Source organism: Mesorhizobium sp. 2RAF45 (assembly GCF_052115225.1).
Classification (GTDB): domain Bacteria; phylum Pseudomonadota; class Alphaproteobacteria; order Rhizobiales; family Rhizobiaceae; genus Mesorhizobium; species Mesorhizobium jarvisii.
On record NZ_JBFRGG010000003.1, the window covers coordinates 521,523 to 546,158 of the forward strand.

Here is a 24,636-nt window from a genome sequence, read left to right on the forward strand (position 1 = left end):
GCTCAGGCCGGCCGTTTCAACCCCAGATGGTCGCGCAACGTGCGACCCTCATACTCCCGGCGAAACAGGCCGCGCCGCTGCAGTTCCGGCACGACGAGCGTGGCAAAGGCATCAAGCTCGCCCGGGAAATAGGACGGCATGACATTGAAGCCGTCGGCCGCCCCGCCTTCGAACCGCGCCTGCAACTCGTCTGCCACTTGCGCCGCCGTACCGACAATGCGCCAATGGCCGCGCGCACCGGCGAAGTGGCGAGCCAGCTGGCGGATGGAAAGGCCGTCGCGGCGCGATTGCTCGACGACCAGCGCCTGCCGGCTTTTCATGCCCTCGCTCTCCGGCAGTTCGGGCAGCGGCCCGTCGATCGGATAGCGCCAGAGATCGGAGATGCTGAGGTAGCTGGAGAGCAGCGCCACGCCGACATCGTCGGGGATCAGTTCCTGCAATTCCTCGTGCTTCTCGCGGGCCTCGGCCTCGGTTTCCGCCACCACGGGCGACACGCCGGGCATGATCTTGATGTCGTCGGGCTCACGCCCATAGGCGGCCATGCGCTCCTTGAGATCATCGTAGAAGGCTTTGGCTTCCTCAAAAGTCTGCGCTGCCGTGAACACCACGTCGGCGGTGCGGGCGGCAAGGTCGCGGCCGACATCCGAGGCGCCGGCCTGGACCATGACCGGCGCGCCCTGCGGCGAACGGGCCAGGTCGAGCGGGTCGCGCACCGAAAAGCTCTGGCCGTGATGGCCGGGAGCCTTGCCGTGCCACAACCCGGTGACCACCTCGGCGAACTCGCGCGCACGCTCGTAGCGGTCGGCATGGGGCTTGAGGCCCGTCGAGCCGAAATTGGCTGCTTCGATCGGACTGGCCGAGGTGACCAGGTTCCAGCCCGCCCGGCCGCCGCTCAGATGGTCGAGCGACAGAAAGGTCCGCGACAGCCCGTAAGGCTCGTTGTAGCTTGTCGACGCCGTCGAAACGAGGCCGATGTGGCTGGTCCGCACGGCCAGTGCCGACAGCAGGCTGATAGGCTCGAAGCCGATCGAGCGCGACGTCTGGCTGGCGATGCCGACATTGGCTTCGCGCAGGCCCGCGGCGTCCTCGCAGAAGATCATGTCGAATTTCGCCGCTTCCGCCGTGCGCGCCAGCTGGATGTAGTGGTCGATGTCGATGCCGGCCATGACATGCGCTTTCGGGTGCCGCCAGGCAGCGATGTGGTGACCAGTCGCCCAGAGGAAGGCGCCGAGCTTCATCTGCGCGGTCATTGGTCACCTCCGCCGGCAAGTCCAAGATGCGAGCGCAGCTTCGTCCCGCGATAGCCCTCTCGAACAAGGCCGCGTTGCCGCAACGCCGGCAGAACACGATCGGCGAAATCGTCGAGCGCTGAGTGCTGCGCGGGCAACTGGATGTTGAAGCCATCGCAGCTTTTCGCCCGCAATTGGGTTTCCAGCCTGTCCATGCTGGCGGCCGGCTGATCGTCGGGGGCGAACGAGATATTCGTCAGCACCTTCACGGCGTCCGGATCGCGCCCAGCCGCCGTGGCACGACGCCTCAGATCATCAAAGCGTGTTTTCGCGCTCTCGGCCGATCCGCTCTCCAACAAAATGACATCGGCAGTGCGGGCGGCAATGCCGAAATCGGCTTCTGTTAGGCCCGACAGCACCAGCACCGGCGCATCCTGCGGCGAACGCGCGACGTTCAGCGGCCCGCGCACGGAGAAGAACTCGCCCTTGTGATCGAGCAGGTGCATTTTCTCGGGATCATGGAATCTGCCGCCGGTCTTGTCGAACAGCAACGCGTCGGCATCCCAGCCCTGCCACAGGCCTTGAACGATGCCGATATATTCCTCGCTGCGTCGACGAAAGTCCGTGTCGGAAAATCCTTCCGGCCGGCTGAAATTGGCGGCTTCGCGTGGGCCTTGCGCCATCGTCGCATGCCAGCCTGCGCGGCCATGGCTGATGATGTCGAGCGAGGCAAAACGGCGCGCCAGATTGTAGGGTTGATGGGCAACCGTCGAGGCCGAGGCAACCAGTCCAATCTTATCGGTGACGGTCGCCAGGGAGGCCAGCAGCGTTGTCGCTTCGAACGGGCTGCTTGATAACCCTTCCGCGGAATCGGAAATCACGACCATGTCGATGCCGGCCGCCTCTGCCGCTCGCACGAAGGTCTTGATCTCTCCGAAATCCAGAACGGCCTGTCCTTTGGCGGCAGCGATGTTGAGCGAAATGGCGAGATGCATTGCGTCAACCTAGGTTCGCCGGTGCGCAAGGCAAGTCCGGCGGATAGACCAGTGGACCCTCACTTGTCGGCCAGCCGATTACTTGCCGGCCAGGATATCCTTGATCAACCGCTGGCAGCGCTCCGCCATGAAGTCCAGCAGCAGCCGTACCTTGGGGTCCTGCAGCTTCTTGTGCGGATAGACGGCGGCGAACTGCACGGGCGTCGGCGGCGTGTTGGCCAGGATCACCTGAAGCCGCCGGTCGCGGATGAACGGTTCGACCTCGAAGCGCGGCTTGTTGATGATGCCGCGTCCCGACAGTGCCCAGCCGGTCAGCACGTCGCCATCGTCCGTGTCGTAAGGCCCATGCACCTCGAATTTCTGCGGCCCTGTGGGGGTCTGCAGCGTCCAGACATATTCGCGCGCACCGGAATAGCGCAGCATCAGGCAGTCGTGTTTCTTGCCGATCAGCTCCTGCGGCTCGGCCGGCTCGCCGCGCGCCTCCAGATATTTCGGCGCCGCCACCAGCACCCGCTCGCATTCCATGATGCCGCGCATCCTGAGGCTGGAATCCTCGATGATGCCGAGCCGGAAAGCGACGTCGATGCCTTCCTTCATGATGTCGACATTGTGGTCCGAGAGCCTCAGCCGCACCTCGATGTCAGGATATTTGTCGTGGAAATCGGGAATGCCCGAGGCCACCAGCCGGCGCCCGAGGCCGAGTGGCGCTGTCACGCGAATGGTGCCGCGCGGCTGGCCGGACAAGGCGGACACCGCGGCTTCCGCCTCGGTGATCGCCTCCAGCACCTGCTTGGCGCCCGAGTAGAAAACCGTGCCATGCTCGGTCGGCATCAATTGCCGCGTCGTACGGTTGAACAGCCGCACGCCCAGATGCTTCTCCAGTTCCTTGATGCGGTTGGAGGCGACCGCCGGAGAAATGCGCATGTCGCGGCCAGCCGCCGACAGATTGCCGAGTTCGACGACGCGGACGAAGACGGCGATGTTGTCGAGATAGGCCATTCGGAGCACCTTCGCCGGTTTGCAGCGATTAGCCTAGTATTTTCCATTTTTTTTTGAAAGTCATCGTACACCTCGCCTCTTTCCGTTTGCGTGCGACACCGTAAAGTCGCGTCATCGGCAGGGACGACTTCAATGATGGATTTCGCGATTTTCTGGGACTGGCTGAGCTTCGCCGTGCGGTGGCTGCATGTCATCACCGGCATCGCCTGGATCGGCTCGTCCTTCTATTTCGTAGCGCTCGATCTCGGCCTGCGCCGGCGTCCGGGCATGCCGGCCGGCGCCTTCGGCGAGGAATGGCAGGTGCATGGCGGCGGCTTCTACCACATCCAGAAATATTTGGTGGCGCCGGCCGAGATGCCGGAGCACGTGACCTGGTTCAAATGGGAATCCTACGCCACCTGGCTGTCCGGCTTCGCCATGCTGTGCGTGGTCTACTATGCCGGCGCCGACCTGTTCCTGATCGATCCCAATGTGCTGCCAATGTCGGTGCCGGTCGGCATCCTTTTGTCCATGGCCACGATCGGCGTCGGCTGGGTGGTCTATGATCTCCTGTGCCGCTCGCCGCTGGGAAAAAGCGATACCGGCCTGATGTTGGTGCTTTACTGCGTGCTGGTGTTCATCGCCTGGGGGCTGACGCATTTGTTCACCGGCCGCGCCGCCTTCCTGCATCTGGGCGCCATCACCGCCACGATCATGTCGGCCAACGTCTTCATGGTCATCATCCCCAACCAGAAGATCGTCGTCGCCGACCTGATCGCCGGCCGCAAGCCTGACCCGAAATACGGCAAGATCGCCAAGCAGCGCTCGCTCCACAACAACTATCTGACGCTGCCCGTTCTGTTCCTGATGCTGTCGAACCACTATCCCCTGGCGTTCGGCACGCAGTTCAATTGGGTCATCGCCTCGCTGGTGTTCATCATCGGCGTGCTGATCCGGCACTATTTCAACACCGTGCACAAGCGGGCCGGCAACCCGCACTGGACCTGGCTCGGCGCGCTTGTCCTGTTCATCATCATCATCTGGCTGTCGACCGTGCCGAAGGTGCTGACCGGTGAGCCCAAGGCCTCCGCCTCGGCGGATATCTACATCGCTTCCGCGCATTTCCCGGCGGTGCGCGACACCGTGCTCGGCCGCTGCTCGATGTGCCATGCGCAAGAGCCGGTCTATGAAGGCATCTATCACGCGCCCAAGGGGGTGATGCTCGACACCGATGCTGATATCGCCAACCACGCCCGCGAGATCTATCTGCAGGCCGGCCGCAGCCACGCCATGCCCCCCGCCAATGTCAGCCAGATCACCGACAAGGAGCGGGCGCTGCTGGTGGCCTGGTTCGAAGGCGCGGGGAAATAAGCATGAATTCGACACTTCTGCGCGGCCGCATGCTGTCCTTCGTGCGCTGGCCCGAGACCATCGACGACCATTCGGCCTGGCGCTACGAGGAAGATGGCGGCCTGCTGATCAGCGACGGCAAGATCGTTGCATCAGGCGCCTATGCGGACGTCGAGAAGCAGGCCGGTGAGGGGGCCAAGAAAATCGATCACCGGCCGCACCTCTTGCTGCCGGGCTTCATCGACACCCATGTGCATTTCCCGCAGATGCAGGTCATCGCCTCCTACGGCGCCGAACTGCTCGACTGGCTGAACACCTACACTTTTCCGGAAGAAACGAAATTCGCCAACGCCCAGCATGGCCGCCGCATCGCGCGGCTGTTCCTCGATGAGATGGTGCGGCACGGCACCACGACGGTGGCTGCCTACTGCTCGGTGCACAAGGCTTCCGCCGAAGCCTTTTTCGCCGAGTCGCATGACCGCAACATGCTCAACATCGCCGGCAAGGTGATGATGGACCGCAATGCGCCCGAAGGCGTGCTCGACACGCCGCAATCCGGCTATGACGACACCAAGGCGCTGATCAGGGAGTGGCACGGCAAGGGGCGCCAGCACTATGCCATTACGCCGCGCTTCGCCATCACCTCCTCGCCGGAGCAGATGGAGATGGCCGGCGCGCTGTGCCGCGAGCATCCCGACCTGCACATGCAGACGCATCTGTCCGAAAACCACGCCGAAATCGCCTTCACGCAGCAGCTTTACCCGTGGTCGCGCGACTACACCGATGTCTACGAACATTACGGCTTGCTGGGCAAAAACAGCCTGTTTGGCCACTGCATCCATCTGTCGGAGCGCGAGGCCGATGCGCTTTCAGAGAGCGGCTCGGTGGCGGTGTTCTGCCCGACCTCGAACCTGTTCCTCGGCTCCGGCCTGTTCGACTACCAGCGCTTTCGCCGCCGGGAAAAGTCGCTGCGCATAGCCGCCGCCACCGATGTCGGCGGCGGCACCAATTACTCCATGCTGCGCACCATGGACGAGGGCTACAAGGTGATCGCGCTGAATGGCGAGAAGCTCAACCCGTTCCAGTCCTTCTGGCAGATCACGCGCGGCAATGCCGAGGCGCTGTCCGTGGCCGGCAAGATCGGCACGCTGGATCAAGGCACCGACGCCGATATCGTCGTGCTCGACGCTAGGGCGACGCCGGCGATGCGGCTGAGGATGGAAACGGCGCAGACGCTGGCGCAGGAATTGTTCCTGCTGCAGACCCTGGGCGACGACCGCGCCGTGCGCGAGGTCTATGTCGCGGGGCGGGCGGCCAAGAGCGATATGGCGAATTAGAGCGCCGGGGTGCGTTCATTGCTTGACCCGGCGGCAGCCATCGGTCAAAGCGTGCGGCGAAGTTGACAGGGGAACGACATGGCCGTTGCTGACGACATCGCTCTGATCCGGAAACAGGAAGAAGTTCTTGTCTTCCCAGCCTTCGATGAGGCCGTCGCCTTCAAGATCGGCTCCGCCATCCGCCACCGCGCAATCACCGAAAACCTGCCCATCATCGTCGACATCAGGCTGTGGGACCGGCCGCTGTTCTATGCGGCCATGCCGGGGTCGAATGCTTCCAATCCCGATTGGGCGCGCCGCAAGATCAATGTGGTGAAACGGTTCCTGAGGAGCACTTACCGCATGGTGCTGGAGCAGCAACGCCCCGACCGCGCCTTCAAGATCGGCGAGGGCCTCGACATCTCCGACTATGTGCTCGCCGGCGGCGGTTTTCCGGTGACGGTCAAGGGCGCCGGCGTTATCGGCGTGATCGCGGTTTCCGGGCTGCCGGAGCGCGAGGATCACGGCGTGGTCGTCGATGCGCTGTGCGACCACTTGGGTGTCGACAAGCGTGGGCTGGCACTGGCTACGGACGCCGAATGACCGTGCTCGATCCCAAGGCCTTTCTCACCTCCATCTTCAACGCCGCCGTTGCCGCCGCCGATCCGGAGCGAACGATCAGGGATCATCTGCCGGCCAGGCCGAAGGGTCGCACCATCGTCATCGGCGCCGGAAAAGGCTCGGCGCAGATGGCGGCTGCCTTCGAGAAGGTCTGGGACGGGCCGATCGAAGGGCTGGTCGTCACGCGCTACGGCTATGGCGCGAAATGCGAACGCATCGAGATCATCGAGGCGGCGCATCCAGTGCCGGACGCTGCCGGATTGGAAGCCTCACGGCGACTGCTGGAAAAGGTCCAGGGCCTGACGGCGGACGATCTGGTCGTGGCGCTGATTTCCGGCGGCGGTTCGGCGCTGCTGCCGTCGCCGGCGGCCAACCTGACGCTGGCCGACGAGATTGCCGTCAACGAGGCGCTGCTTGCCTCCGGCGCGCCGATCGCGGCCATGAACACCATCCGCAAGCATGTCTCGACCATCAAGGGCGGCCGGCTGGCCGCCGCTGCCTGGCCGGCCAAGGTGGTGTCGCTGGTTGTCTCCGACATTCCCGGTGACAACCCGGCTCTTGTCGCCTCCGGTCCGACGATCCCCGATACCGGCAGCCGGGAAGACGCGTTGGCGTCGATATCTGCCTATGGCATGAAGCTGCCGGCTTCGGTGATGGCGCATATCAGTTCGCCGGCGGCCGATGCGCCAAACCCTGGAGATGAGCGTTTTTCGCGCAACGAAGTGCATCTGATCGCCTCGGCCGGCGTGTCGCTGGAAGCGGCAGCGGCGGAAGCCAAGCGGCAAGGGATAGAGGCCGTCATCCTCTCCGATGCCATCGAGGGCGAAGCGCGTGAGGTCGGCGGCGTCCATGCCGCCATTGCCCGCGAAGTGGCGACGCGCGACCGGCCATTTTCGAAACCGGTGCTCATTCTCTCGGGCGGCGAAACAACCGTGACCTTGCGGGCAAAAGGCAAGGGCGGCCGCAATTCGGAATTCCTGCTCGCCTTCGCCCTTGGCATCAACGGCGTGCAAGGCATTCACGCCCTGGCCGCCGACACCGACGGCATCGACGGTTCGGAAAACAATGCCGGGGCCTTCGCCGACGGTTCGACCGTCTCGCGCATGCGCGCTGCAAGAGTCGATGCCAAGGCAATGCTGGCCGGCAACGATGCCTGGACGGCGTTCAATGCAGTTGGCGATCTTTTCGTGCCGGGGCCGACCGGCACGAATGTCAATGATCTCAGGGCGATCCTGATCCGATAGGCGACCGGTTCAGGCAACCATCAACCGCTTCACCTCTCTCATATCCCGCAGGAAACGCTCGCGCTCGGCCTCCTTGTCGGCCGGCTCATGGATGCGCAGGATGAAGGAGGGATGGATGGTGATGAACACGCGCAGGCCATCCTCTCGTTCGATCACTTGGCCGCGCATCTTTGTCACCGGTATGGCCTTGCCCAGCAAAGACAAGGCAGCCGTAGCGCCGAGCGCCACGGCAAGATCCGGTTTGATCAGTGCGAATTCCCTGTCGATCCACCAGCGGCAGGCCTGCACCTCACCGGCATTCGGCTTGGAATGGATACGGCGCTTGCCGCGCGGCTCGAATTTGAAGTGCTTGACCGCGTTGGTAACGTAGACTTTTTGGCGATCCACCTCCGCCTCGTCGAGGATCGCGTCGAACACCTTGCCGGCCGGACCGACGAAAGGTTTGCCGGCGAGGTCCTCCTGATCGCCGGGCTGTTCGCCGACGAAGATGACCTTGGCATTGTCAGGCCCTTCGCCGAACACGGTCTGCGTCGCATCGCGCCATAACGGGCAGCGGCGGCAGCCTTTCGCGGCCTCGCGCAGCTCGGAAATGCTGCTGGCGGCATCACCTCCCGGCGTCTGTGTCGGCTCACGCTTTGGCCAATGCTTTGCCTGCACCTTGGCGTGGTGCGGTGCGGGCGTTGTCGGCATTCTGGCAATCATCTCCTTGGCGGCCTTGTCCGCTCCTGCGATCAGCTCTGGAATGAGCGAGGCCTCGGGAAGGTTCCGCCAATATTTCTTCGGCATCTCCTTCTGCATGGCCTTCACCTTCAGCCGCGCTGGATTGAAGATGTTCTCGAAATAGGTGCGCCACAGCGCCTCGGTATCATCCTCAGTCGGAGCATCGCCTTTGGCCGCACCCGGCCCGATCGCCAGCCTTTCACCATCCCAATCGGCGGAGGTGTGCGGCGTCAGGATCGTCCAGCGCATGCCCGTGAAGCGCCTGACGAAGAAATCCGCATTGCGCTCAACGATGAAATGATCAGGCTCGAACCAGGCAACATAACGCTCCTCGGCGCCATCGCCTATCTTCCGGAAGCGCACGAAGGCATGCATCTTGTGGCTGTCGCGCCGCACCGCTTTCTCCATGGCCTCAAGCCGCCTGGTGTCGGGATTCGAGGCGATCGACAGCAGCTTAGGCTCGCTGCGCAGCCGCCACAGCATCCGGTAGAGAAAGGCGAACCGGGTGGGATCGGAATGGCAGAAGGCGGTTTCCGCCTGCCCGATGAAGTCGCGCGGCACCACGAGTTGTGCGCCTTGCGGCGCGGCCGGCAAATCGTTCCGCGTCCGGTCCGAACCGGCCGCGACATGCCAGCTGATATCCTCGGGCCTGACCTCGTTCAGCGCCAGGCGACGGGCCGCGTCGCGCCAACCGGCAAAATCGGTCTCGCTTTCGAGCAAGACACTGTATCGGGCAAGGTTGAGCTCGGCCGACGGCATGGTCAAAACAACGACAGCTGTTCGCAGGAACGCACGATGGTGTCGCGCAGGCCGGTTTTGTCGGTGACAGCGCCTGGCGACCAGCCTTCGGCGATGATGAATGGCCGAAGCTTGGCGATCGACTGACAGATCCGCCCGACATCTTCGAGCCGCATTCGCCGGTGGCGCCGCGTCTCCAGGATTTTTGCCACCACCTTGGTGCCGAGGCCAGGCACGCGCAGCAGCGCCTCGCGATCCGCGCGATTGATGTCGACTGGAAACTGGCCTCGATTGCGCAGCGCCCAGGCGAGCTTCGGGTCGATGGCGAGATCAAGCATGCCATCGCTGCTGCCGGCCAGGATTTCCGGCTGCGAGAACCCGTAAAAACGCATCAGCCAGTCGGCCTGGTAGAGCCGGTGTTCGCGCATCAGCGGTGGCTTCTGCAGCGGCAGCGACGATGACGAGTCCGGGATCGGACTGAAGGCCGAGTAATAAACCCGCCGCAGATGATAGCTGCCATAGAGCCGCGCGCTGGTGTGCAATATGCCGTCGTCCGAGGTCTTGTCGGCGCCGACGATCATCTGCGTCGACTGGCCACCCGGCGCAAAGCGTTCGCGCTTCTTGGTCCTCAGCGTCGGCTCGGCCTTTTCCTCCATCTTCTGGCGCAGCCTGGCCATGGAAAGACGGATCGTTTCCGGCTTCTTTTCCGGCGCCAGTTTCTTGACGCCCTCATCGGTGGGCAGCTCGACATTGATCGACAGCCGGTCGGCATAGAGCCCCGCCTTCTCGACCAGTTCGGCAGAGCTTTCCGGAATGGTTTTGAGATGGATATAGCCGGAAAACTTCTCTTCCAGCCGCAGCCGTCGCGCCACCTCGACCATCTCGCCCATGGTTTCATCCGGCGAGCGGATGACGCCAGAGGACAGGAACAGTCCCTCGATGTAGTTGCGCCGGTAAAAATCCATGGTCAGCTTCACCACCTCGTCGATGCTGAAGCGGGCGCGCCGTACATTCGAGGACGAGCGGTTGATGCAATAGCTGCAATCGTAGATGCAAAAGTTGGTGAGCAGGATTTTCAGGAGCGAGATGCAGCGGCCGTCCGGTGCATAGGAATGGCAGATGCCCATGCCTTCGGTGGAACCGATGCCGCCGGATTGCTGCGAATCCTTCTTCGCCGAGCCCGATGAGGCACAGGAAGCATCATACTTGGCGGCGTCGGAAAGGATCGCCAGCTTTTCACGGACGGTGAGAGCGCTCATTCGTTCATGATATGTTCTGGGCAACTGCCGCGCTACCTCATTTGACATAGGCGGCGAAAAAGTGATCGCCGCCATCTCAAGGTCCTCACACCTCGTGCAAATAGAGATGGTAATCCAGTTCGCTGACCGTGCGTGCCACGCGCAGATATTCGGACTGTTTGATCGCCACGAAGGTGCGGTGCAAATCCTCGCCGAGCGCGCCTTTCAGGAAGCTGGAGGCCTTGGCCGCTTCGATCGCGGCGCGCCAGTCCGCCGGCATCGTCGTGCGGGTAACGGCTGCTTCATAGCCGTTGCCGGTCGTTTCAGGGCCGGGATCGAGCCCTTCGTCGAGGCCTTTGATGATGCCGGCCAGCACCGTCGCGGCGATCAGATAGGGATTGGCGTCGACGCCGGACGGCCGGTGCTCTATGCGCCGGTTCTTGGCGTCGCCAGCCGGCACGCGCAGTGCCACCGAGCGGTTGTTGACGCCCCAGGTCGGCGCCACCGGCGCATAGGATTGCGAGACGAAACGCCGCCAGGAATTGGCGTGCGGCGCAAACACCAGCATCGATTCCGCCATCGTCTGGATCAGCCCGCCGAGACCCTGCAACAGGGGTAGCGACCAGCTCTCGCCGCCGGCTTCGGTAAACACGTTGCGGCCAGCCTTGTCCTGCAGAGAGACGTGGAAATGCATGCCCGAGCCGGCATATTTCTCGATCGGCTTGGCCATGAAACAGGCGGTCACGCCATGGCGGCGCGCCTGCGCCCGCACCAGCCGCTTCAGCATGACGAGGTCGTCGGCCGCCCGCATCACATCCTTGCGGTAGTTCAGCGTCAGCTCGTACTGGCCCGGCGCATATTCCGATATCACCGTCTCGGCCGGAATGCCTTGCGCCTTGGCGGCGGCGTAGATGTCGGAGAACAGCGGCTCCATGCCGTGCAGATGGTCGACGGAATAGACCTCCGTCTTGCCCGAAACGCGGCCGTCGAGCACGGCGCGCGCCGGCTGCACCTTGCCGTCGGCGTCGCGCTCATTGGCCAGCAGGAAGAACTCCAGCTCGAAGGCGCCCGCCGGGTAAAGGCCCTTGGCCGCGAGGATCTCGACCTGCCGGGCCAGCGCCAGGCGCGGGTCCGACGACATCGGCAGGCCGTCGAGGTGATACATCGCCATCAGCACCTGGCCGCGCGGCGGATTGGTGCCGTAGAGCGGCACCAGCGTGCCGGGGATCGGCCATGCCCTGAGGTCGCCGTCGCCGGTCGTCCAGATCAGTCCGGTCTCGTGCACGTCCTCGCCGGTGATGTCGAGGCCGAGGATCGAGATCGGCATGTGCCGCCCGCCCTCGAAAATGTTTTTCAACTCATGCCGGCGCACGATCTTGCCGCGGCCCACGCCATTGGCGTCCGTCAGCACGATATCGAAGGCTTCGATCTCGGGATGGGCGTCGAGAAAGGCTTGCGCCTCGGTGGGCGAAGACCCCGACGGGGAGGTCACAAAGGCATTGTCCATGGCCGCTTGTCTCATGCCGCAAGCTTTGCCGCAACAGCGCCGAAGGCGCTGATCAGCCGGTTGACCTGTGCGCCTGACGTCGCCGGCGAGATCAGCATCATGTTGTGGAAGGGCGCGATCAGCACGCCACGATTGACCAGCGCGACATGGATGGCGGCCTCCAGTTCCGGCGCATGCGCGGTCTCGGCTTCGGCGCCGTTGCGCAACGGTCCGGGCGCGCAGATGAACTCGACGCGGGCGCCGACGCGGGCAACATGCCAGGGCAGGCGATAGTGGTCGATCACCCCGTTCAGCCCGGCATCCAAACGCCGCGCCAGATGGTCCATGCGGTCATAATTCTCCGCTGTCATCACCTCTTCGAGCGTGGCGCGCATGGTGGCGAACTGCAGCGGGTTGGCCGACAGCGTCGTGCCCATGCCGGAATAGCCGGGTTCCTTGGTCCTGTTGTAGGCGGCATAGCGCGAGGCGACCTCATCGCTCATGCCCCACACGCTTGCCGGCACGCCGCCGGCGATCGGCTTACCCAGCACGAAGAAGTCGGGGTCGAGCCCGTACTTCCTGGTGTAGCCGCCGGGGCCGGTCGAGATCGTGTGTGTCTCGTCGATCAGGAGCAGCGTGCCGGTCTCGCGGGTCAGTCTGCGCAGCGCGTCGTGGAAGCCGGGGTCGGCCAGCACCATGCAGGAATTGGTCAGCACCGGCTCGGCCATGACGCAGGCCACATCCCTGTCCTTGAGGGCTGCTTCAAGGGCTGCGACATCGTTGAACTCGATGACTTTCGCCGTACGGGTCAGGTCACGGAACTCGCCCGCCAGTCCTGGCCGGTTGACCGGCTTGCCGTCGATAAGCCGCACCATCGTCTCGTCGACCGAACCGTGGTAGCAGCCGTTGAAGACCAGGATCTTTTCGCGCCCGGTGACGGCGCGGGCGACGCGCAGCGAGAAGCGGTTGGCGTCGGTCGCCGTCGTCGCGATCTGCCAGAATGGCAGGCCGAAACGCTGCTGCAGCAGCGGCCCGATGGCAAGCGCGTCTTCCGAGGGCAGCATATAGGTGAGGCCGCGCCCGGCCTGGCGGCGGATGGCCCGCGCCACCGGTGGCGGCGAATGGCCGAACATCGAGCCGGTGTCGCCAAGGCAGAAATCGTCGAGCCTGTTACCGTCAATGTCGGTGATCGCAGCGCCCTTGGCGCTGTCGACAAGGATCGGAAATGGCGTCGGCCAGTCGTTCATCCAGTGCATCGGCACGCCGCCGAAGAAGCCGGGCAGGCCGTTGCTGACCTTGGCCTGCGATTTCGGCCGCGCATTGCGGAAGGCCGCGCCTTCGGTCTCGCGCAATTCTACGATGCGGTCACGGCTGATGCCGCCGATGGACGTCTTTGAACCGTCGCTGCTGTGCATGAAAACCCCTCTCGTCCGTCCCTCTTAGCCAATCCATGTCCGCAACCGCAATTGGCCGCGCGCCTGCCCTGCATTGGCTCAGCCTGCTCCGGCGGCGCTTGACCGTGCTGGCGAAGTCAGCGCCAATATGAACGGGAATGAGGTGGAGGAACAAAAATGCGGACGATCCTCTGTGTGGCAATGCTACTGGCGTCGGCCGGCACTGCCTTCGCCTCGGGCGGCATCTGGTGCAATGTCGACGACAGGGCGGTGACATTCGACGTCGGCGCCGGTGTCACCCGAGGCATGGGCGGCCCGACCTTCAATTTTCGCGGCGATCTCGAAATCAAGGCGAGGCTGGCTGGCGATGGATTGCGCAAGATGGTGTTCGAGGATTCCAACCTGACCCAGTACTGGCTGGACGACAAGGAACTGCGGCTGAATATCTACCACGAGCACGAGGTGGCCAACGCCTTCAATTCGGTCGAGCTGACGATCCTGACCAAGGCCAGCGACGAAGGCGTCTATGACGGGCAGTACACGCTTGCCGTCTATGACAACGCCGCCGACACGGACAAGGACGGCAAACCGGTGGAATTGACGGGCAAGGTGTCGTGCGGGGCTGAGTAGGCTCGCCGATCGGTTGTGTCAGCCCGCCTGCATCGAGGCGATGGCGCGCCGCATCAGGTCGAGGAACACCAGCCGCTCGTCCTCGCTGAAACCGGTCAGGGCCACCTCGTTTTGTGAACGCGCGGCCTGTATCGCCGGCTCGCGCAGGCCAACGGCCTTCGCGGTGAGATGGATCGACTGCGAGCGCCCGTCTTCGGGGTGCAGGCGTCGTTCGATCAGCCCGTCACGTTCCATGCGGATCAGCGTGTTGGCCATCGTCGCCTGTTCGACATTGAGACGCTGCACGAGTTCGCGTTGCGTCAGGCCGTCTTCATCCCACAGCGCCAGCAGCGTCATGAACTGGGCGGGCGCCAGGCCAAGCGGCCGGATGCGCTGCTGCAGGCCGTTGGCAAACAACCGCGCCATGTGGTTGGCCAGGAATCCGGCGGATCGTTCTTTCTGAAATGTCATGCCTGCCAGATAATAGTTGAATAGCATGCTATGCAATGATATATAGCTTGCTATGGAGATACAAATGAAAACCAAAATTCATGCGGCAGCGGGTGCCGTCGCGCTCATCACGGTCTCGGCTTTCTGGCTGTCGACGGCTACGGCCGAACTGCTCGGCGACGCGGCCGCGATCACAACGGTCAAGAACTGCGTGCTGGCCGGCATGGTGGTGCTCATCCCGGCGATGATCATTGCCGGCGCGTCGGGCTTTTCACTTGGCAAGGGCTGGAAGAGCCCGGTCGTGGCACGCAAGAAGTGGCGCATGCGCATCATCGCCGCCAACGGATTGCTGGTGCTGGTGCCCTCGGCCTTCCTGCTCAGCAGCTTTGCCACGGCCGGTCGCTTCGACAAGTTCTTCGTAGTCGTCCAGGCGATTGAGCTGGTAGCCGGCGCAACGAACATCGCACTGTTGTCGCTCAACATGCGCGACGGGCTGTCGCTGCGGCGCAAGCCTCTTCGGCTGGCCACGCGAGCGCGGTGAGGTCAGGCCGTGATGTCGATGACGCCGCAGTCGCCGGCCGCGCTGCCGAAGGCGATACGGCGCTCTTCCCTGTCCCACATCATCGCGGTGATGGCGCCCTTGCCTTGCCGGCGCAGCAGCACTTCCTTGGCGTCGGCGAAGCGCGCGGCGATCACCATGCCGTCCTCGTAACCGATCGCCACGACGTCCTGGCTTGGATGGCAGGCCACGCAAGTCACCATCGTGTTGCCGCGCGTGCCGAGTTCCAGCGGCGCCTTGCCCATTGGTCCGTCCTTGCCCGAAAACGGCCAGACGATCGCCGCCGGCGCGCCGGAACTCGCCAGCCATTTGCCTTTGACGCTCCATGACAGGCTTTTGACCTTGCCGGGATAGCCGCTCATGCGCATGTGCTTGCCGTCGACCAGCTTCCAGCCATGCAGGGCGTTTTCCTGCATCGTGGTGACGAGGAAGGCGCCATCCGGCGAGAAGGTGATGCCGGTATGGGCGCCGGCCCATTCGAGTTCCACCGGCTTGCCCTCGGCGGCCGGGAAATGCAGCGTCGCGCCATTGTAGCGGGCAACGCCGAAGCGCATGCCCTTGGGCGAAAACGCCAGCCCCTCGACCGAGCGCGGATGGGCAAATTCCCTGGTCTTGCCGTCGGCGAAGCGCACGAAGGCGAACTTGCCCGTGGCATAGGCGACGGCGCCCTGCGGCCCGGCGGCGACGCTGGTGATCCACTTTTTCCCGGCGCTGGCCACTTCGGTGGCTTCGCCGCCTGTCTTCACGGCAAACACCTTGCCGTCCTCGCCGCCAGTGATCAGCCGGTCGTTGGCCGCATCGTGGAAAGCCGCCAGCAGCCCGTCATTGGCTTGGATGGTCTTGTGGCCATTGTCGAGCCGATGGATAGCGCCATCGGCCAGCGCGAAATGCGGCACGTCGCCAAGGAAGACGGCGGCAACGCAATGGCCTTCGAGGTCGAGGGGGGCAACTGTGGGCATGGATATCTTTGTTCAGTTGAATTGCAGCGGTTGCAGGGGCTTACTCGACGTTTACGGTTCCGGCAACCTTGGAGGATCGGCGAGGCGGCAAGAGGCTGTAATCTAGTCAAGGCAGCCCCTTGGCTCGCAGTTCAGTTGCAAACGTCGCCGATGGCATCACCAGGGTCAAAGCCGATCCCTGGAGGCGCTCTGCACCACAGCTGGCATACCACCTTGCGGACCCGGTCGCTCTTGGCATCGATGATGAGCAGGATGCCGCCGCCTTCGCCGGCAAGCCGCAGGCAGCGCAATGCGGCGGCGGCGAGCAGTTGGCCTCCAAGCCCTGCCCGATGGCGACCTCCCCAACGGAATGGGATAACATCACCGATTGTGATCTCCAGGCGGGAACGGAACTTCCGCACCCTGCGATTGTATGATGACCCAAACCATGTTCTTGGCGATGCTCGCGCCGCTCGCTCCGGTCGTTTGAGAAAGGAACAATGTGCTGGGCTTCTTGGAGCGCAGGGGCCTTCGGCTGTTCGTGACATTGTTGGTCGCTTTGTCAGCCGCTGCCGGCTACGCTTTCCTCAAACGCAGAATATTGTGGGAGATGGTGCAGACCTGCGCACTTGCAAGTACGCGGCTTGGCGTCGCCTTCCCCTGCGACCAGGTGATACTGACCGAGCAGGGGGATTATGGGTCAGTCCTCATCAAATCACCTCTACACCGGACCGAGTTTCTGGTGGCCCCAATCACAGCGATTGCGGGCTTGGAAAGCCCATACGCCCGTTCCACTGATAGCGCCCAACTATGGAACCGGGCATGGGAAGCCCGACAGAAAGTTGAAGCAAGACTCGGACACGGCCTGCCACGATCAGCCGTTGGCCTGGCGGTTAATTCCCGCTTTGAGCGGTCCCAGGATCAGTTGCACATCCACGTCGATTGCTTGCTGGAGTCGGTGGAAAGGACGCTTGCCTTAGATGGGCCGAAGCAAGACGCGACCTGGCAACCGTTTCCATTGATATTGAAGGGGCGACCCTATTGGATAATGGCAGTGGCTGAGCCGGATCTGCGAACCACTAACGTGGTCGGCCTGGTTGTTGCCGGTTTGCCTCAGGCACGACACACCATGGATGATCTAAATGTACTCGTCGCCGGTGCAACGCTGGCTGACGCGAGGCCGGGATTCTATATTCTGGTAAATTGGGGAAGGGCAGCTGAGCACCTCCTCGATCACAGATGTACCTCGCGCTAGCTATCGCCTGTTGGTCAAAGCCGATCATTCGACCATTTCAAGGATGCACTGGCTAGACACGCCCGCCCGTCTTCCTTTCCTCATAGACAAGCTCCCGCTTCGGCGGCGGGTTTTGTGCTAGAATGGTGGCCGCCTGGCGGTCAGCCGCCATTATCTGGGAAGGAGGCAGGCGACTTTGACCTCAACCCTGACGGGCGGCGGCAGCCGCTCGCTTGGTCTGATACCAATCAAATCGAGCAAGCGGCGCTGAGCGAAGGGACCGCCGACCTACCGTCGCAGTGGCGGCGTTCGTGGAAACGCCACGATCGTCAACGGCGGCTTCTGAAATTCCACGGCCGCAATTCCTTCGATCATTACATCCAGCCTGGAACCGCACGGCAAAGCCTGACTAGGCCTGGCAGGCCTCGAAACTCTTCTTCAGCCGCTCGGCGTCCAGTTCGCGGCCGATGAACACCAGCCGGCTCTCATGTTTCTCGCCGTCTTTCCAGGCGCGCTGATGGTCGCCCTCGATGATCATGTGCACGCCCTGGATGACGTAGCGTTCATCATCGCCTTTCAGGGCAATGATGCCTTTCAGCCGCAGGATGTTGGGGCCTTCCATCTGGGTGATCTTCTCGATCCACGGGAAGAATTTCTTCGGGTCCATCTCGCCGCCGCGCAACGACACCGACTGCACCGTCACATCATGGATGTCTGAGGGATGCGCGTGGTCGTGGTGATGATGGTCATGCCCGTCATGATCATGGTGGTGGTGATCGTGGCCATCATGGTCGTGATCGTGGTCATGATGGTGATCGTCATGCGCCTCAAGGAAATGCGGATCGTTCTCCAGCGCCCGGGAGAGGTCGAAGGCGCCGCGGTCGAGCACCTCCGACAGGGCGACGCCGGCGCGCGTCGTGCGATGGATCCTGGCCGCCGGATTGATGGCGCGGATCGTCGCCTCGACCTTGGCGAGCTCTTCCGGGGTGACGAGATCGGTCTTGTTGAGGACGACGACATCGGCGAAAGCGATCTGGTCTTCGGCTTCCTTGGAATCCTTGAGCCTGAGCGGCAGATGCTTGGCATCGACCAGCGCCACCACCGCATCGAGCTTGGTCTTGGAGCGCACGTCGTCGTCCATGAAGAAGGTCTGCGCCACCGGCACCGGATCGGCGAGGCCGGTGGTCTCGACTACAATGGCGTCGAAGCGCCCCGGTCGGCGCATCAGGCCCTCGACGACGCGGATCAGGTCGCCGCGCACCGTGCAGCAGACGCAGCCATTGTTCATCTCGTAGATTTCCTCGTCGGATTCCACGATCAGGTCGTTGTCGATGCCGATTTCGCCGAATTCGTTGACGATGACCGCGTAGCGCCTGCCATGGTTCTCCGACAGGATGCGGTTGAGCAGCGTCGTCTTGCCGGCGCCGAGATAGCCGGTGAGAACGGTTACGGGGATCTGCGTCTGTGCGTCGCTCATGGCTTGCCTCGAGATGACTGGGCCTTGAAATCCAGGCCGCGAAAAAGGGATTGTCGGCTCCATATAGGATGTGTGCGGGGCTTTTGCACGGGGCAAACCGATGGGCCAAAGCTCTTGGCCCGGCCACTGTGATATCGGCGTGCCGGATGACTGCGAAAGTGCGCCTTTGTCGCGAGCAAGGCGCGTCTCACGCCACGCGGGCCTCACCTTTGCGGCGATTCCCGTGCGGCGAAAAGTCGTTTGTCATCTAACTGAAATAAACATCTGGCATTAGCCACGGCGGGCACCGCAATGCTTGCCGGCAAAGCTGTTTCACGCGCCGGATTCTTTTTATCGTCGATTGCCAACCGGCCGGCTGCGTCTATGCTGTCGCTACCGGTATGGCCGAAGAGGGGATGACCATGGCCAAGGCGGACAAAACTGCAACAATGAGCCGGCTGCATTCGGCGGCAAGGCTGGCAAGAACCGCGCTGGCGGCCCGGCTGCTGGCGCACGGCTTCTATGCCGGCCAGGACCAGATCATGCTGGCGCTCGACCGCGAGGACGGCCAGACGCCTGGCAATCTCGCCGGCCGCCTCGGCGTGCGCCCGCCCACCATCACCAAGACCATCAACCGGCTGCAGGCGCAGGGCTTTCTGGAAAAGCGCGCCTCGTCGGCCGACGCCCGTCAGGCTCATATTTTCCTCACCGACACTGGCCGCGATATCATCCACGCCATCGAGAAATCGGTGAAGAAGACCGAAAAGCAGGCGCTGAAGGGCCTCGACAAGAAAGACCAGAAGGCGCTGTTCAAGCTGCTGGCCCGCATCGAGGCCAATCTCTCCAACGAGGAGCTTGTGCTGATCGACGACGACGCCGAGTCGGACGAGTGATCAGGCCGCTGCTGGAGCCGCGTCCCGGATCAGCGAGGACCAACGCCCCGGCGTCATGCCGAATGCCTTCTTGAATTGCCTGTTGAAATGGCTCTGGTCGGTAAAGCCGGCCTCGACCGCGATCTGCGCCAGGGGCTCGCCGGCGTTAATCATCCGCCGCGCGCGCTGAAGCCGGCGCATCACCAGGAAACGATGCGGGCTGGTCGAGAAGGCGGCGCGGAAATGCCTCGATAAGGCGTAGCGGTCCAGTCCGGTGACGGCTTCCAATTCGCCGGAACGCACCGGGCGCATTGCGTTCTCCGTAAGATAGTCCCGCGCCAGCGTCGCCGCCCGCCATGCCGTCCGGGCCATCGGCTTTGCCGGCTGGCCGGCATGCCGTGCCAGGCCATGCATCAGTTGGGCGAGAAAATCATCGACGAACAGCTCGTCGAGTTCCTGTTGCAGCGGCCCCAGCGCCGAAAGCAGCGTGGCGCAGAAGGCTTCGTCCCGCACCACGGCTTCCCTGACGAAGGGCAACGACGCGCCGCCAAGGGAGTCCAGCATCAGCGACGGTTCGAGGTAGAGCATCCTGTAGCGCAACCCGTCCTCGGTGCCGGCGCCGCCGTCATGCAACTCATCGGGATGCAGCACGATGATCTGGCCGGGCAGGCTTAGCCGCGTCGCGCCGCGATAGCGGAAGGTCTGCACGCCATGCAGCGTCACCCCGATCGCATAGGTGTCATGACGATGCAGATCGAAGGCGCTGCCATGAAAGCGCGCCTCGATCCGCTCCATGCCGGCGGGGTCGGGTGCGGAGATGATGCAATTCTCCGCCGCGTCCGCGCACAAACGTCCAAGACCCCTAGAGGCCTGGCGGTCTAGTTCGAACGACATCGTCTCATTCAGCCTCGCAATCGGGGCCTAACCTCGAATGGTCCATTTTGTCATGTTCGATACGAAATTTGCAATCGTCCTGCGCGAAGACTTGCCCGTCTGGCAGAAACTCAACGTCACCGCGTTCCTGACCAGCGGCATCGTCGCGCAGTTTCCTGACATCATCGGCGAGCCCTATCGCGACCGCTCAGGCAATCTCTACAATCCGCTGTCGATCCAGCCGGTCATCGTGCTGTCGGCAGACCAGGCGACGCTGGCCGCGCTCCACCGGCGCGCGCTGGAGCGCGGCGTGACGACCTCGCTCTATGTCGAGGAGATGTTTTCCACCGGCTTCGACGCCGCCAACCGCGCCGTCTTTGCGCAATTCGCGCCAGAAGATGCCAAGGTGGTCGGCATCGCGCTGCGCGCCGAGAAGAAGGTGGTCGACAAGATCACCAAGGGCGCCCGCATGCAGGCATAGCGTGGGAGGCTTGGACTAAGCCTGGCGGCTTCTATTGTTGTGCCAGCGAGCTCATGTGCGCGGCAGTGGCCGACAATTGGCTTGCCGGCAAGCGACAATTCCCGCAAAGGTGCGCTCCAGCCCAGCTTTTCCCCGGCCTGCAAGTGAACGCTTCCCAAAGACATGTCGAAAGCGCGACGCCGCCGGTGGCGATCCTGTGCATGCTGACCACCTATGTCTTCTTCACCTTCCTCGACACCTCAAGCAAATATCTCGTCCTTGCCGGCGTTTCGGCGCTGATCGTCGCCTGGGTGCGCTTTGCCGTGCATGTCGTGCTGGTCGGCACCCTCCTGCGCGGCTGGCGCGATCCGCTGCGGTTTCGCCCGGTCAACCTGCCGGCGCATGTGCTGCGCGGCGTGTTCCTGTTCGGCTCGACCATGTGCAACATCCTGGCCTTGCGCTCCCTGCAGCTGGCCGAGACGACGTCGATCTATTTCTTCGGGCCGATGGTGATCACCGCCCTTGCCGGCCCGCTGCTCGGCGAATGGGCCGGCTGGCGGCGCTGGCTGGCCATTCTGGCCGCCTTCGCCGGGGTCCTCATCATCACAAGGCCAGGTGTCGGCGTCTTCGGCATCGGCCATCTCTTCGCACTCGGCTCGATGCTGTCGAACTGCTTCTATGTCATCATGACGCGCCGCATGTCGTCGACCGAGACGTCGGAAAGCCTGATCCTGTTTTCGGCGCTGGCGCCGACGGTGCTGCTTTTGCCCATGCTGCCGTTTTCCTTCTCGCTGCCGCATGATGGCTGGCACTGGTTCATCCTGCTCATGCTTGGCGTGTTCGGCGGTGTCGGGCACTGGCTGCTGGTCCAGGCCTATCGGCTGGCAACGACCACGGCGCTCGCCCCCTATCCCTATTCGCAGATGGTGTGGATGATCATTTCCGGCTGGATCGTCTTCAAGCAGTTCCCGGATCGCTGGACGCTGGTCGGCGCCGCCATCATCGTCGCCAGCGGCCTCTACATCGTCCACCGCGAGCACCGGCTGCGGCTGCAAAGCCGCGCGGCCTCCGATGTCGAGGCCGAGGCGCTGGCAAAAAAACTTTGATTTGCCCCCGATCGGTGGCATAACGCCGCCTTTAAACTGTTTAGGTCGCAATTCAGCTCGTTCGGGGAGCGCAAGGCGCTGGCACAAAAAATCAAGCTTTCGACGATCGCCGATGCACTCGGCGTGTCCACGGCCACCGTGTCGCTGGCGTTGCGCGACAGCCCGCTGGTGGCCGGCGCGACGCGCGACCGTATCAAGGAACATGCGCGCGCCATCGGCTATATCTACAACCGCCGCGCCGCCAGCCTGCGCACCTCGCGCTCGGGCATTGTCGGCGTCGTCGTCCACGACATCATGAACCCGTTCTTCGCCGAGATCCTGCGCTCGATCGAAAGCGAACTCGACCGCAGCCGGCAGACCTTCATCCTGTCCAATCACTACGACCAGCTCGAAAAGCAGCGCACCTTCATCGACACGCTGCTGCAACTCGGCGCCGACGGCGTGATCATGTCGCCGGCCATCGGCACCCCGGCTGCCGACATACTGATGGCCGAGGAAAACGGCCTGCCGGCGGTGCTGATCGCCCGCACCGTCGAGGGCGCCGACGTGCCGGTGTTTCGCGGCGACGACGCTTACGGCACCGGGCTTGCCACCAACCATCTGATCTCGCTCGGCCACAAGCGCATAGCCATGATCGGCGGCACCGACCAGACCTCGACCGGCCGCGACCGCTATCAGGGCTATGTCAACGCCATGGAGGCGGCAGGGCTCGAAGTCAGGCCGTCCTGGCGCATCGCCGGTCCGCGCACCAAGCAGGCCGGCTTCGAGGCCGCCGGGCAGTTCCTGGCGCTGAAAGACAGACCGACCGCCGCCTGCTGCTGGAACGACCTCGTCGCCATCGGCCTGATGAACGGCATTGCGCGCGCCGGCCTGGTGCCGGGCATCGACATTTCCGTCACCGGCTATGACGATCTCGAGGAGGCGGCGATCGCCACGCCGGCGCTCACCACCGTCTGGAACGGCCAGCGCGAGGTCGGCCGCCGCGCCGCCAGCGCGCTGCTCGACAAGCTCAACGGGCAGACGGTGCGGCCCTCGCAGGAATTGATCAAGCCGGAGCTGCATGTGCGCCAGTCGACCGGCAAGCCGGTGGAGCGGGCATGACCAAGGCCGAACAGCTGCAAGCCGTCGCCATTCTGGTGCCGGCGGACTTCAGCGACCACGCCGTCCGGCGCATCGACCGTACTTTCAAACAGATCAGGGTCGAACGCACCGACCCGGCGCTGGTCACCGACGAGATGCGCCGCACGGTGCGTGGCATTGCGTCGTTTGCCGGGATCAGCGCGGCGATGATGGATGCGCTGCCCAATCTCGAACTCATCGCCTCCTTCGGCGTCGGCTATGATTCGGTCGATGTCGGCCATGCGGCGGCGAACAACATCATGGTCACCAACACGCCCGACGTGCTGACCGAGGAGGTCGCCGACACCGCGATCGGGCTGCTGATCAACACGATCCGTGACCTGCCGCGCGCGGAAAACTGGCTGCGTGACGGCAGCTGGGTACGCAAGGGCAACTATCCGCTGAGCCGGCTGACCTTGCGCGCCCGCCGCGTCGGGATTTTCGGCATGGGCCGCATCGGGCAGGCCATTGCCCGGCGCCTTGAGGCGTTCGGCCTGCCGGTCGCCTATCACAACCGGCGCAGGGTCGAGGGTCTTTCCTACGAGTATCATCCGACGCTGAAAGGTCTGGCGGAAGCGGTCGATACGCTGATTTCGGTGGCGCCTGGTGGCGCTTCGACGCAGAAGGCGGTCAATGCCGAGATCCTGTCGGCGCTTGGCGCCAACGGCGTCTTCGTCAATATCGGCCGCGGCAGCACGGTCGACGAGGCGGCGCTCGCGGCGGCGCTCGTCGACGGCACCATCGCCGCCGCCGGGCTCGATGTCTTCGCCGACGAGCCGAATGTGCCCAAGGCGTTGCTCGACGCCCCCAACGCCTCGCTTTTGCCGCATGTCGGCTCTGCCTCGGAACACACACGCCGCGCCATGGCCGATCTGTGCGTCGACAATCTGGTGTCCTGGTTCACCGAGCGCCGGCCGCTGACGCCGGTGCCGGAGACGGCGCATGTCAAGGCTCGCGGCTAGCGAAAGGCAAACCGATGACGGTGAAGCCGCCTGACAATTCCACGATTTTGGTCGCCACCAATGGCCGAGATCAGATCATTTCGATTCCGTATCCAAAGCGGCCCTTCGCCAACTACCTGATCGGAATATTCGTTCTTTGCTGGCTAGGAGGCTGGGCCTTTGGCGAGATTACAGCCGCATATCAGCTCGTGACCAGGCCGTTCGGCGGGCCTACGGCGTTTGTTGCCTTCTGGCTCTGCGCTTGGACAGTCGGTGGCATCTTCGCAATGCTCATGGTTCGCCGCATTTTCCGGCGCTCCGTGCCCGAAGTGATAAGGCTCGATGCGGCCGGGGTCAGCCATGACCCTGGGTTGCCGCCGTTCAAAATGCCGTCCTACGGCGCCTCCGCCTGGACGCAGCTGTTTTCGAAGCGGACTGAGCGCAGGTTCGACCGGATGCAGCTCAAATCGCTGAGGCTTCGCGACGGCGATACTCACAATCGCCTGACAGTCGACGCTGGGGCCCAGAGGGTCGAGATCGGTTCGGCAGCCACCGATGTCGAGCGCGAGTGGCTCTTTAAACTCCTTTCAGATCGCTATCCGACGACCGTCCCTCAATAGTTCGACGGTTTCGTCTTCCGCGTTCGTTGATGCCGGCAGTGGCTCCGTCACATTTATTAACGCCAGCTTAACCCTTTGAAATCATTTTGC

24 protein-coding genes and 1 pseudogene are annotated in these 24,636 nt (G+C 63.5%); 13 read left to right on the forward strand and 12 right to left on the reverse strand.

The window, feature by feature from the left end; genetic code table 11:
* Window positions 1-2: 2 nt before the first annotated feature.
* From AB4Z43_RS11950 to AB4Z43_RS11960, 3 genes are all read right to left on the reverse strand, one after another.
* Entirely contained in the window at window positions 3-1,250 is a 1,248-nt protein-coding gene (locus AB4Z43_RS11950; protein ID WP_441937563.1) for an LLM class flavin-dependent oxidoreductase, read from the reverse strand.
* The gene (locus tag AB4Z43_RS11955) at window positions 1,247-2,224 is read right to left on the reverse strand and encodes an LLM class flavin-dependent oxidoreductase (RefSeq protein WP_441937565.1); all 978 of its coding nucleotides are present in this window, start codon (window positions 2,222-2,224) and stop codon (window positions 1,247-1,249) included. Before AB4Z43_RS11955 ends, AB4Z43_RS11950 begins: the two co-directional genes overlap by 4 nt.
* Window positions 2,225-2,302: 78 nt before the next feature.
* Window positions 2,303-3,223 (reverse strand): LysR family transcriptional regulator, encoded by a 921-nt coding sequence (locus tag AB4Z43_RS11960; RefSeq protein ID WP_010912979.1) that lies wholly within the window; start codon window positions 3,221-3,223, stop codon window positions 2,303-2,305.
* A 132-nt stretch (window positions 3,224-3,355) separates the two neighbouring features.
* On the opposite strand from AB4Z43_RS11960, the gene AB4Z43_RS11965 reads away from it, so the two are divergent.
* From AB4Z43_RS11965 to AB4Z43_RS11980, 4 genes are all read left to right on the forward strand, one after another.
* Complete coding sequence (locus AB4Z43_RS11965; protein WP_441937568.1) at window positions 3,356-4,573, forward strand: urate hydroxylase PuuD; 1,218 nt, start codon at window positions 3,356-3,358, stop codon at window positions 4,571-4,573.
* A gap of 2 nt (window positions 4,574-4,575) precedes the next feature.
* On the forward strand, window positions 4,576-5,889 hold the full coding sequence (gene guaD, locus AB4Z43_RS11970) for a guanine deaminase (RefSeq protein ID WP_019862730.1): 1,314 nt from the start codon (window positions 4,576-4,578) through the stop codon (window positions 5,887-5,889).
* A gap of 78 nt (window positions 5,890-5,967) precedes the next feature.
* Window positions 5,968-6,471, forward strand: coding sequence for a heme-degrading domain-containing protein (locus AB4Z43_RS11975; protein WP_019862731.1), 504 nt, complete (start codon window positions 5,968-5,970; stop codon window positions 6,469-6,471).
* Window positions 6,468-7,733: a glycerate kinase type-2 family protein gene (locus AB4Z43_RS11980; RefSeq protein ID WP_019862732.1), complete on the forward strand. Its 1,266-nt coding sequence runs from the start codon at window positions 6,468-6,470 to the stop codon at window positions 7,731-7,733. Before AB4Z43_RS11975 ends, AB4Z43_RS11980 begins: the two co-directional genes overlap by 4 nt.
* Window positions 7,734-7,742: 9 nt before the next feature.
* Here AB4Z43_RS11980 and AB4Z43_RS11985 read toward each other — a convergent pair whose 3' ends face one another.
* The 4 genes from AB4Z43_RS11985 to AB4Z43_RS12000 form a co-directional block, all read right to left on the reverse strand.
* On the reverse strand, window positions 7,743-9,212 hold the full coding sequence (locus AB4Z43_RS11985) for a UdgX family uracil-DNA binding protein (RefSeq protein WP_069090804.1): 1,470 nt from the start codon (window positions 9,210-9,212) through the stop codon (window positions 7,743-7,745).
* Between the two features lie 2 nt (window positions 9,213-9,214).
* Window positions 9,215-10,450 (reverse strand): putative DNA modification/repair radical SAM protein, encoded by a 1,236-nt coding sequence (locus tag AB4Z43_RS11990; RefSeq protein ID WP_019862734.1) that lies wholly within the window; start codon window positions 10,448-10,450, stop codon window positions 9,215-9,217.
* Between the two features lie 85 nt (window positions 10,451-10,535).
* Window positions 10,536-11,936, reverse strand: a complete 1,401-nt coding sequence (locus AB4Z43_RS11995) for a glutamine synthetase family protein (protein WP_441937571.1) — start codon at window positions 11,934-11,936, stop codon at window positions 10,536-10,538.
* Between the two features lie 11 nt (window positions 11,937-11,947).
* Window positions 11,948-13,330, reverse strand: a complete 1,383-nt coding sequence (locus AB4Z43_RS12000; protein ID WP_441937573.1) for an aspartate aminotransferase family protein — start codon at window positions 13,328-13,330, stop codon at window positions 11,948-11,950.
* 156 nt (window positions 13,331-13,486) lie between these two features.
* Between AB4Z43_RS12000 and AB4Z43_RS12005 the strand changes: the two genes are divergently transcribed.
* Complete coding sequence (locus AB4Z43_RS12005) at window positions 13,487-13,939, forward strand: hypothetical protein (RefSeq protein ID WP_441937575.1); 453 nt, start codon at window positions 13,487-13,489, stop codon at window positions 13,937-13,939.
* Between the two features lie 18 nt (window positions 13,940-13,957).
* Here AB4Z43_RS12005 and AB4Z43_RS12010 read toward each other — a convergent pair whose 3' ends face one another.
* Window positions 13,958-14,389 carry a MarR family winged helix-turn-helix transcriptional regulator gene (locus AB4Z43_RS12010; RefSeq protein ID WP_441937576.1) on the reverse strand — a complete coding sequence of 144 codons (432 nt, stop codon included), beginning with the start codon at window positions 14,387-14,389 and terminating at the stop codon, window positions 13,958-13,960.
* 64 nt (window positions 14,390-14,453) lie between these two features.
* On the opposite strand from AB4Z43_RS12010, the gene AB4Z43_RS12015 reads away from it, so the two are divergent.
* The gene (locus AB4Z43_RS12015; protein ID WP_441937578.1) at window positions 14,454-14,909 is read left to right on the forward strand and encodes a hypothetical protein; all 456 of its coding nucleotides are present in this window, start codon (window positions 14,454-14,456) and stop codon (window positions 14,907-14,909) included.
* Window positions 14,910-14,911: 2 nt separating this feature from the next.
* Here the strand turns inward: AB4Z43_RS12015 and AB4Z43_RS12020 are convergent, their stop codons facing one another.
* Both AB4Z43_RS12020 and AB4Z43_RS12025 read right to left on the reverse strand, forming a co-directional pair.
* The gene (locus AB4Z43_RS12020) at window positions 14,912-15,886 is read right to left on the reverse strand and encodes a WD40 repeat domain-containing protein (protein ID WP_441937580.1); all 975 of its coding nucleotides are present in this window, start codon (window positions 15,884-15,886) and stop codon (window positions 14,912-14,914) included.
* Window positions 15,887-15,992: 106 nt separating this feature from the next.
* A pseudogene (locus AB4Z43_RS12025) lies at window positions 15,993-16,209 on the reverse strand (GNAT family N-acetyltransferase); the annotation flags it as partial.
* A gap of 266 nt (window positions 16,210-16,475) precedes the next feature.
* Here AB4Z43_RS12025 and AB4Z43_RS12030 point away from each other — a divergent pair.
* Window positions 16,476-17,120, forward strand: coding sequence for a CDP-diacylglycerol diphosphatase (locus AB4Z43_RS12030; RefSeq protein ID WP_441937768.1), 645 nt, complete (start codon window positions 16,476-16,478; stop codon window positions 17,118-17,120).
* 388 nt (window positions 17,121-17,508) lie between these two features.
* On the opposite strand, the gene AB4Z43_RS12035 is transcribed toward AB4Z43_RS12030, so the two are convergent.
* Window positions 17,509-18,576, reverse strand: a complete 1,068-nt coding sequence (locus AB4Z43_RS12035) for a CobW family GTP-binding protein (protein ID WP_038651594.1) — start codon at window positions 18,574-18,576, stop codon at window positions 17,509-17,511.
* Between the two features lie 401 nt (window positions 18,577-18,977).
* On the opposite strand from AB4Z43_RS12035, the gene AB4Z43_RS12040 reads away from it, so the two are divergent.
* Window positions 18,978-19,448, forward strand: a complete 471-nt coding sequence (locus AB4Z43_RS12040; RefSeq protein ID WP_032921461.1) for a MarR family winged helix-turn-helix transcriptional regulator — start codon at window positions 18,978-18,980, stop codon at window positions 19,446-19,448.
* Here AB4Z43_RS12040 and AB4Z43_RS12045 read toward each other — a convergent pair whose 3' ends face one another.
* A complete protein-coding gene (locus AB4Z43_RS12045; protein ID WP_441937583.1) occupies window positions 19,449-20,321 on the reverse strand; it encodes an AraC family transcriptional regulator in 873 nt (290 codons plus the stop codon). It abuts the gene before it with no gap.
* Window positions 20,322-20,373: 52 nt separating this feature from the next.
* On the opposite strand from AB4Z43_RS12045, the gene AB4Z43_RS12050 reads away from it, so the two are divergent.
* The 5 genes from AB4Z43_RS12050 to AB4Z43_RS12070 all read left to right on the forward strand — a co-directional run bounded on the left by AB4Z43_RS12050 (window position 20,374) and on the right by AB4Z43_RS12070 (window position 24,546).
* Window positions 20,374-20,781, forward strand: coding sequence for a DUF2000 family protein (locus tag AB4Z43_RS12050; protein ID WP_038653716.1), 408 nt, complete (start codon window positions 20,374-20,376; stop codon window positions 20,779-20,781).
* Between the two features lie 143 nt (window positions 20,782-20,924).
* The gene (locus AB4Z43_RS12055; protein ID WP_081296127.1) at window positions 20,925-21,866 is read left to right on the forward strand and encodes a DMT family transporter; all 942 of its coding nucleotides are present in this window, start codon (window positions 20,925-20,927) and stop codon (window positions 21,864-21,866) included.
* 78 nt (window positions 21,867-21,944) lie between these two features.
* A complete protein-coding gene (locus AB4Z43_RS12060) occupies window positions 21,945-22,967 on the forward strand; it encodes a LacI family DNA-binding transcriptional regulator (RefSeq protein ID WP_081296113.1) in 1,023 nt (340 codons plus the stop codon).
* Entirely contained in the window at window positions 22,964-23,947 is a 984-nt protein-coding gene (locus AB4Z43_RS12065) for a 2-hydroxyacid dehydrogenase (RefSeq protein ID WP_441937586.1), read from the forward strand. Before AB4Z43_RS12060 ends, AB4Z43_RS12065 begins: the two co-directional genes overlap by 4 nt.
* Before the next feature lie 14 nt (window positions 23,948-23,961).
* Entirely contained in the window at window positions 23,962-24,546 is a 585-nt protein-coding gene (locus tag AB4Z43_RS12070; RefSeq protein ID WP_019862750.1) for a hypothetical protein, read from the forward strand.
* The last annotated feature ends 90 nt before the right edge of the window (window positions 24,547-24,636 follow it).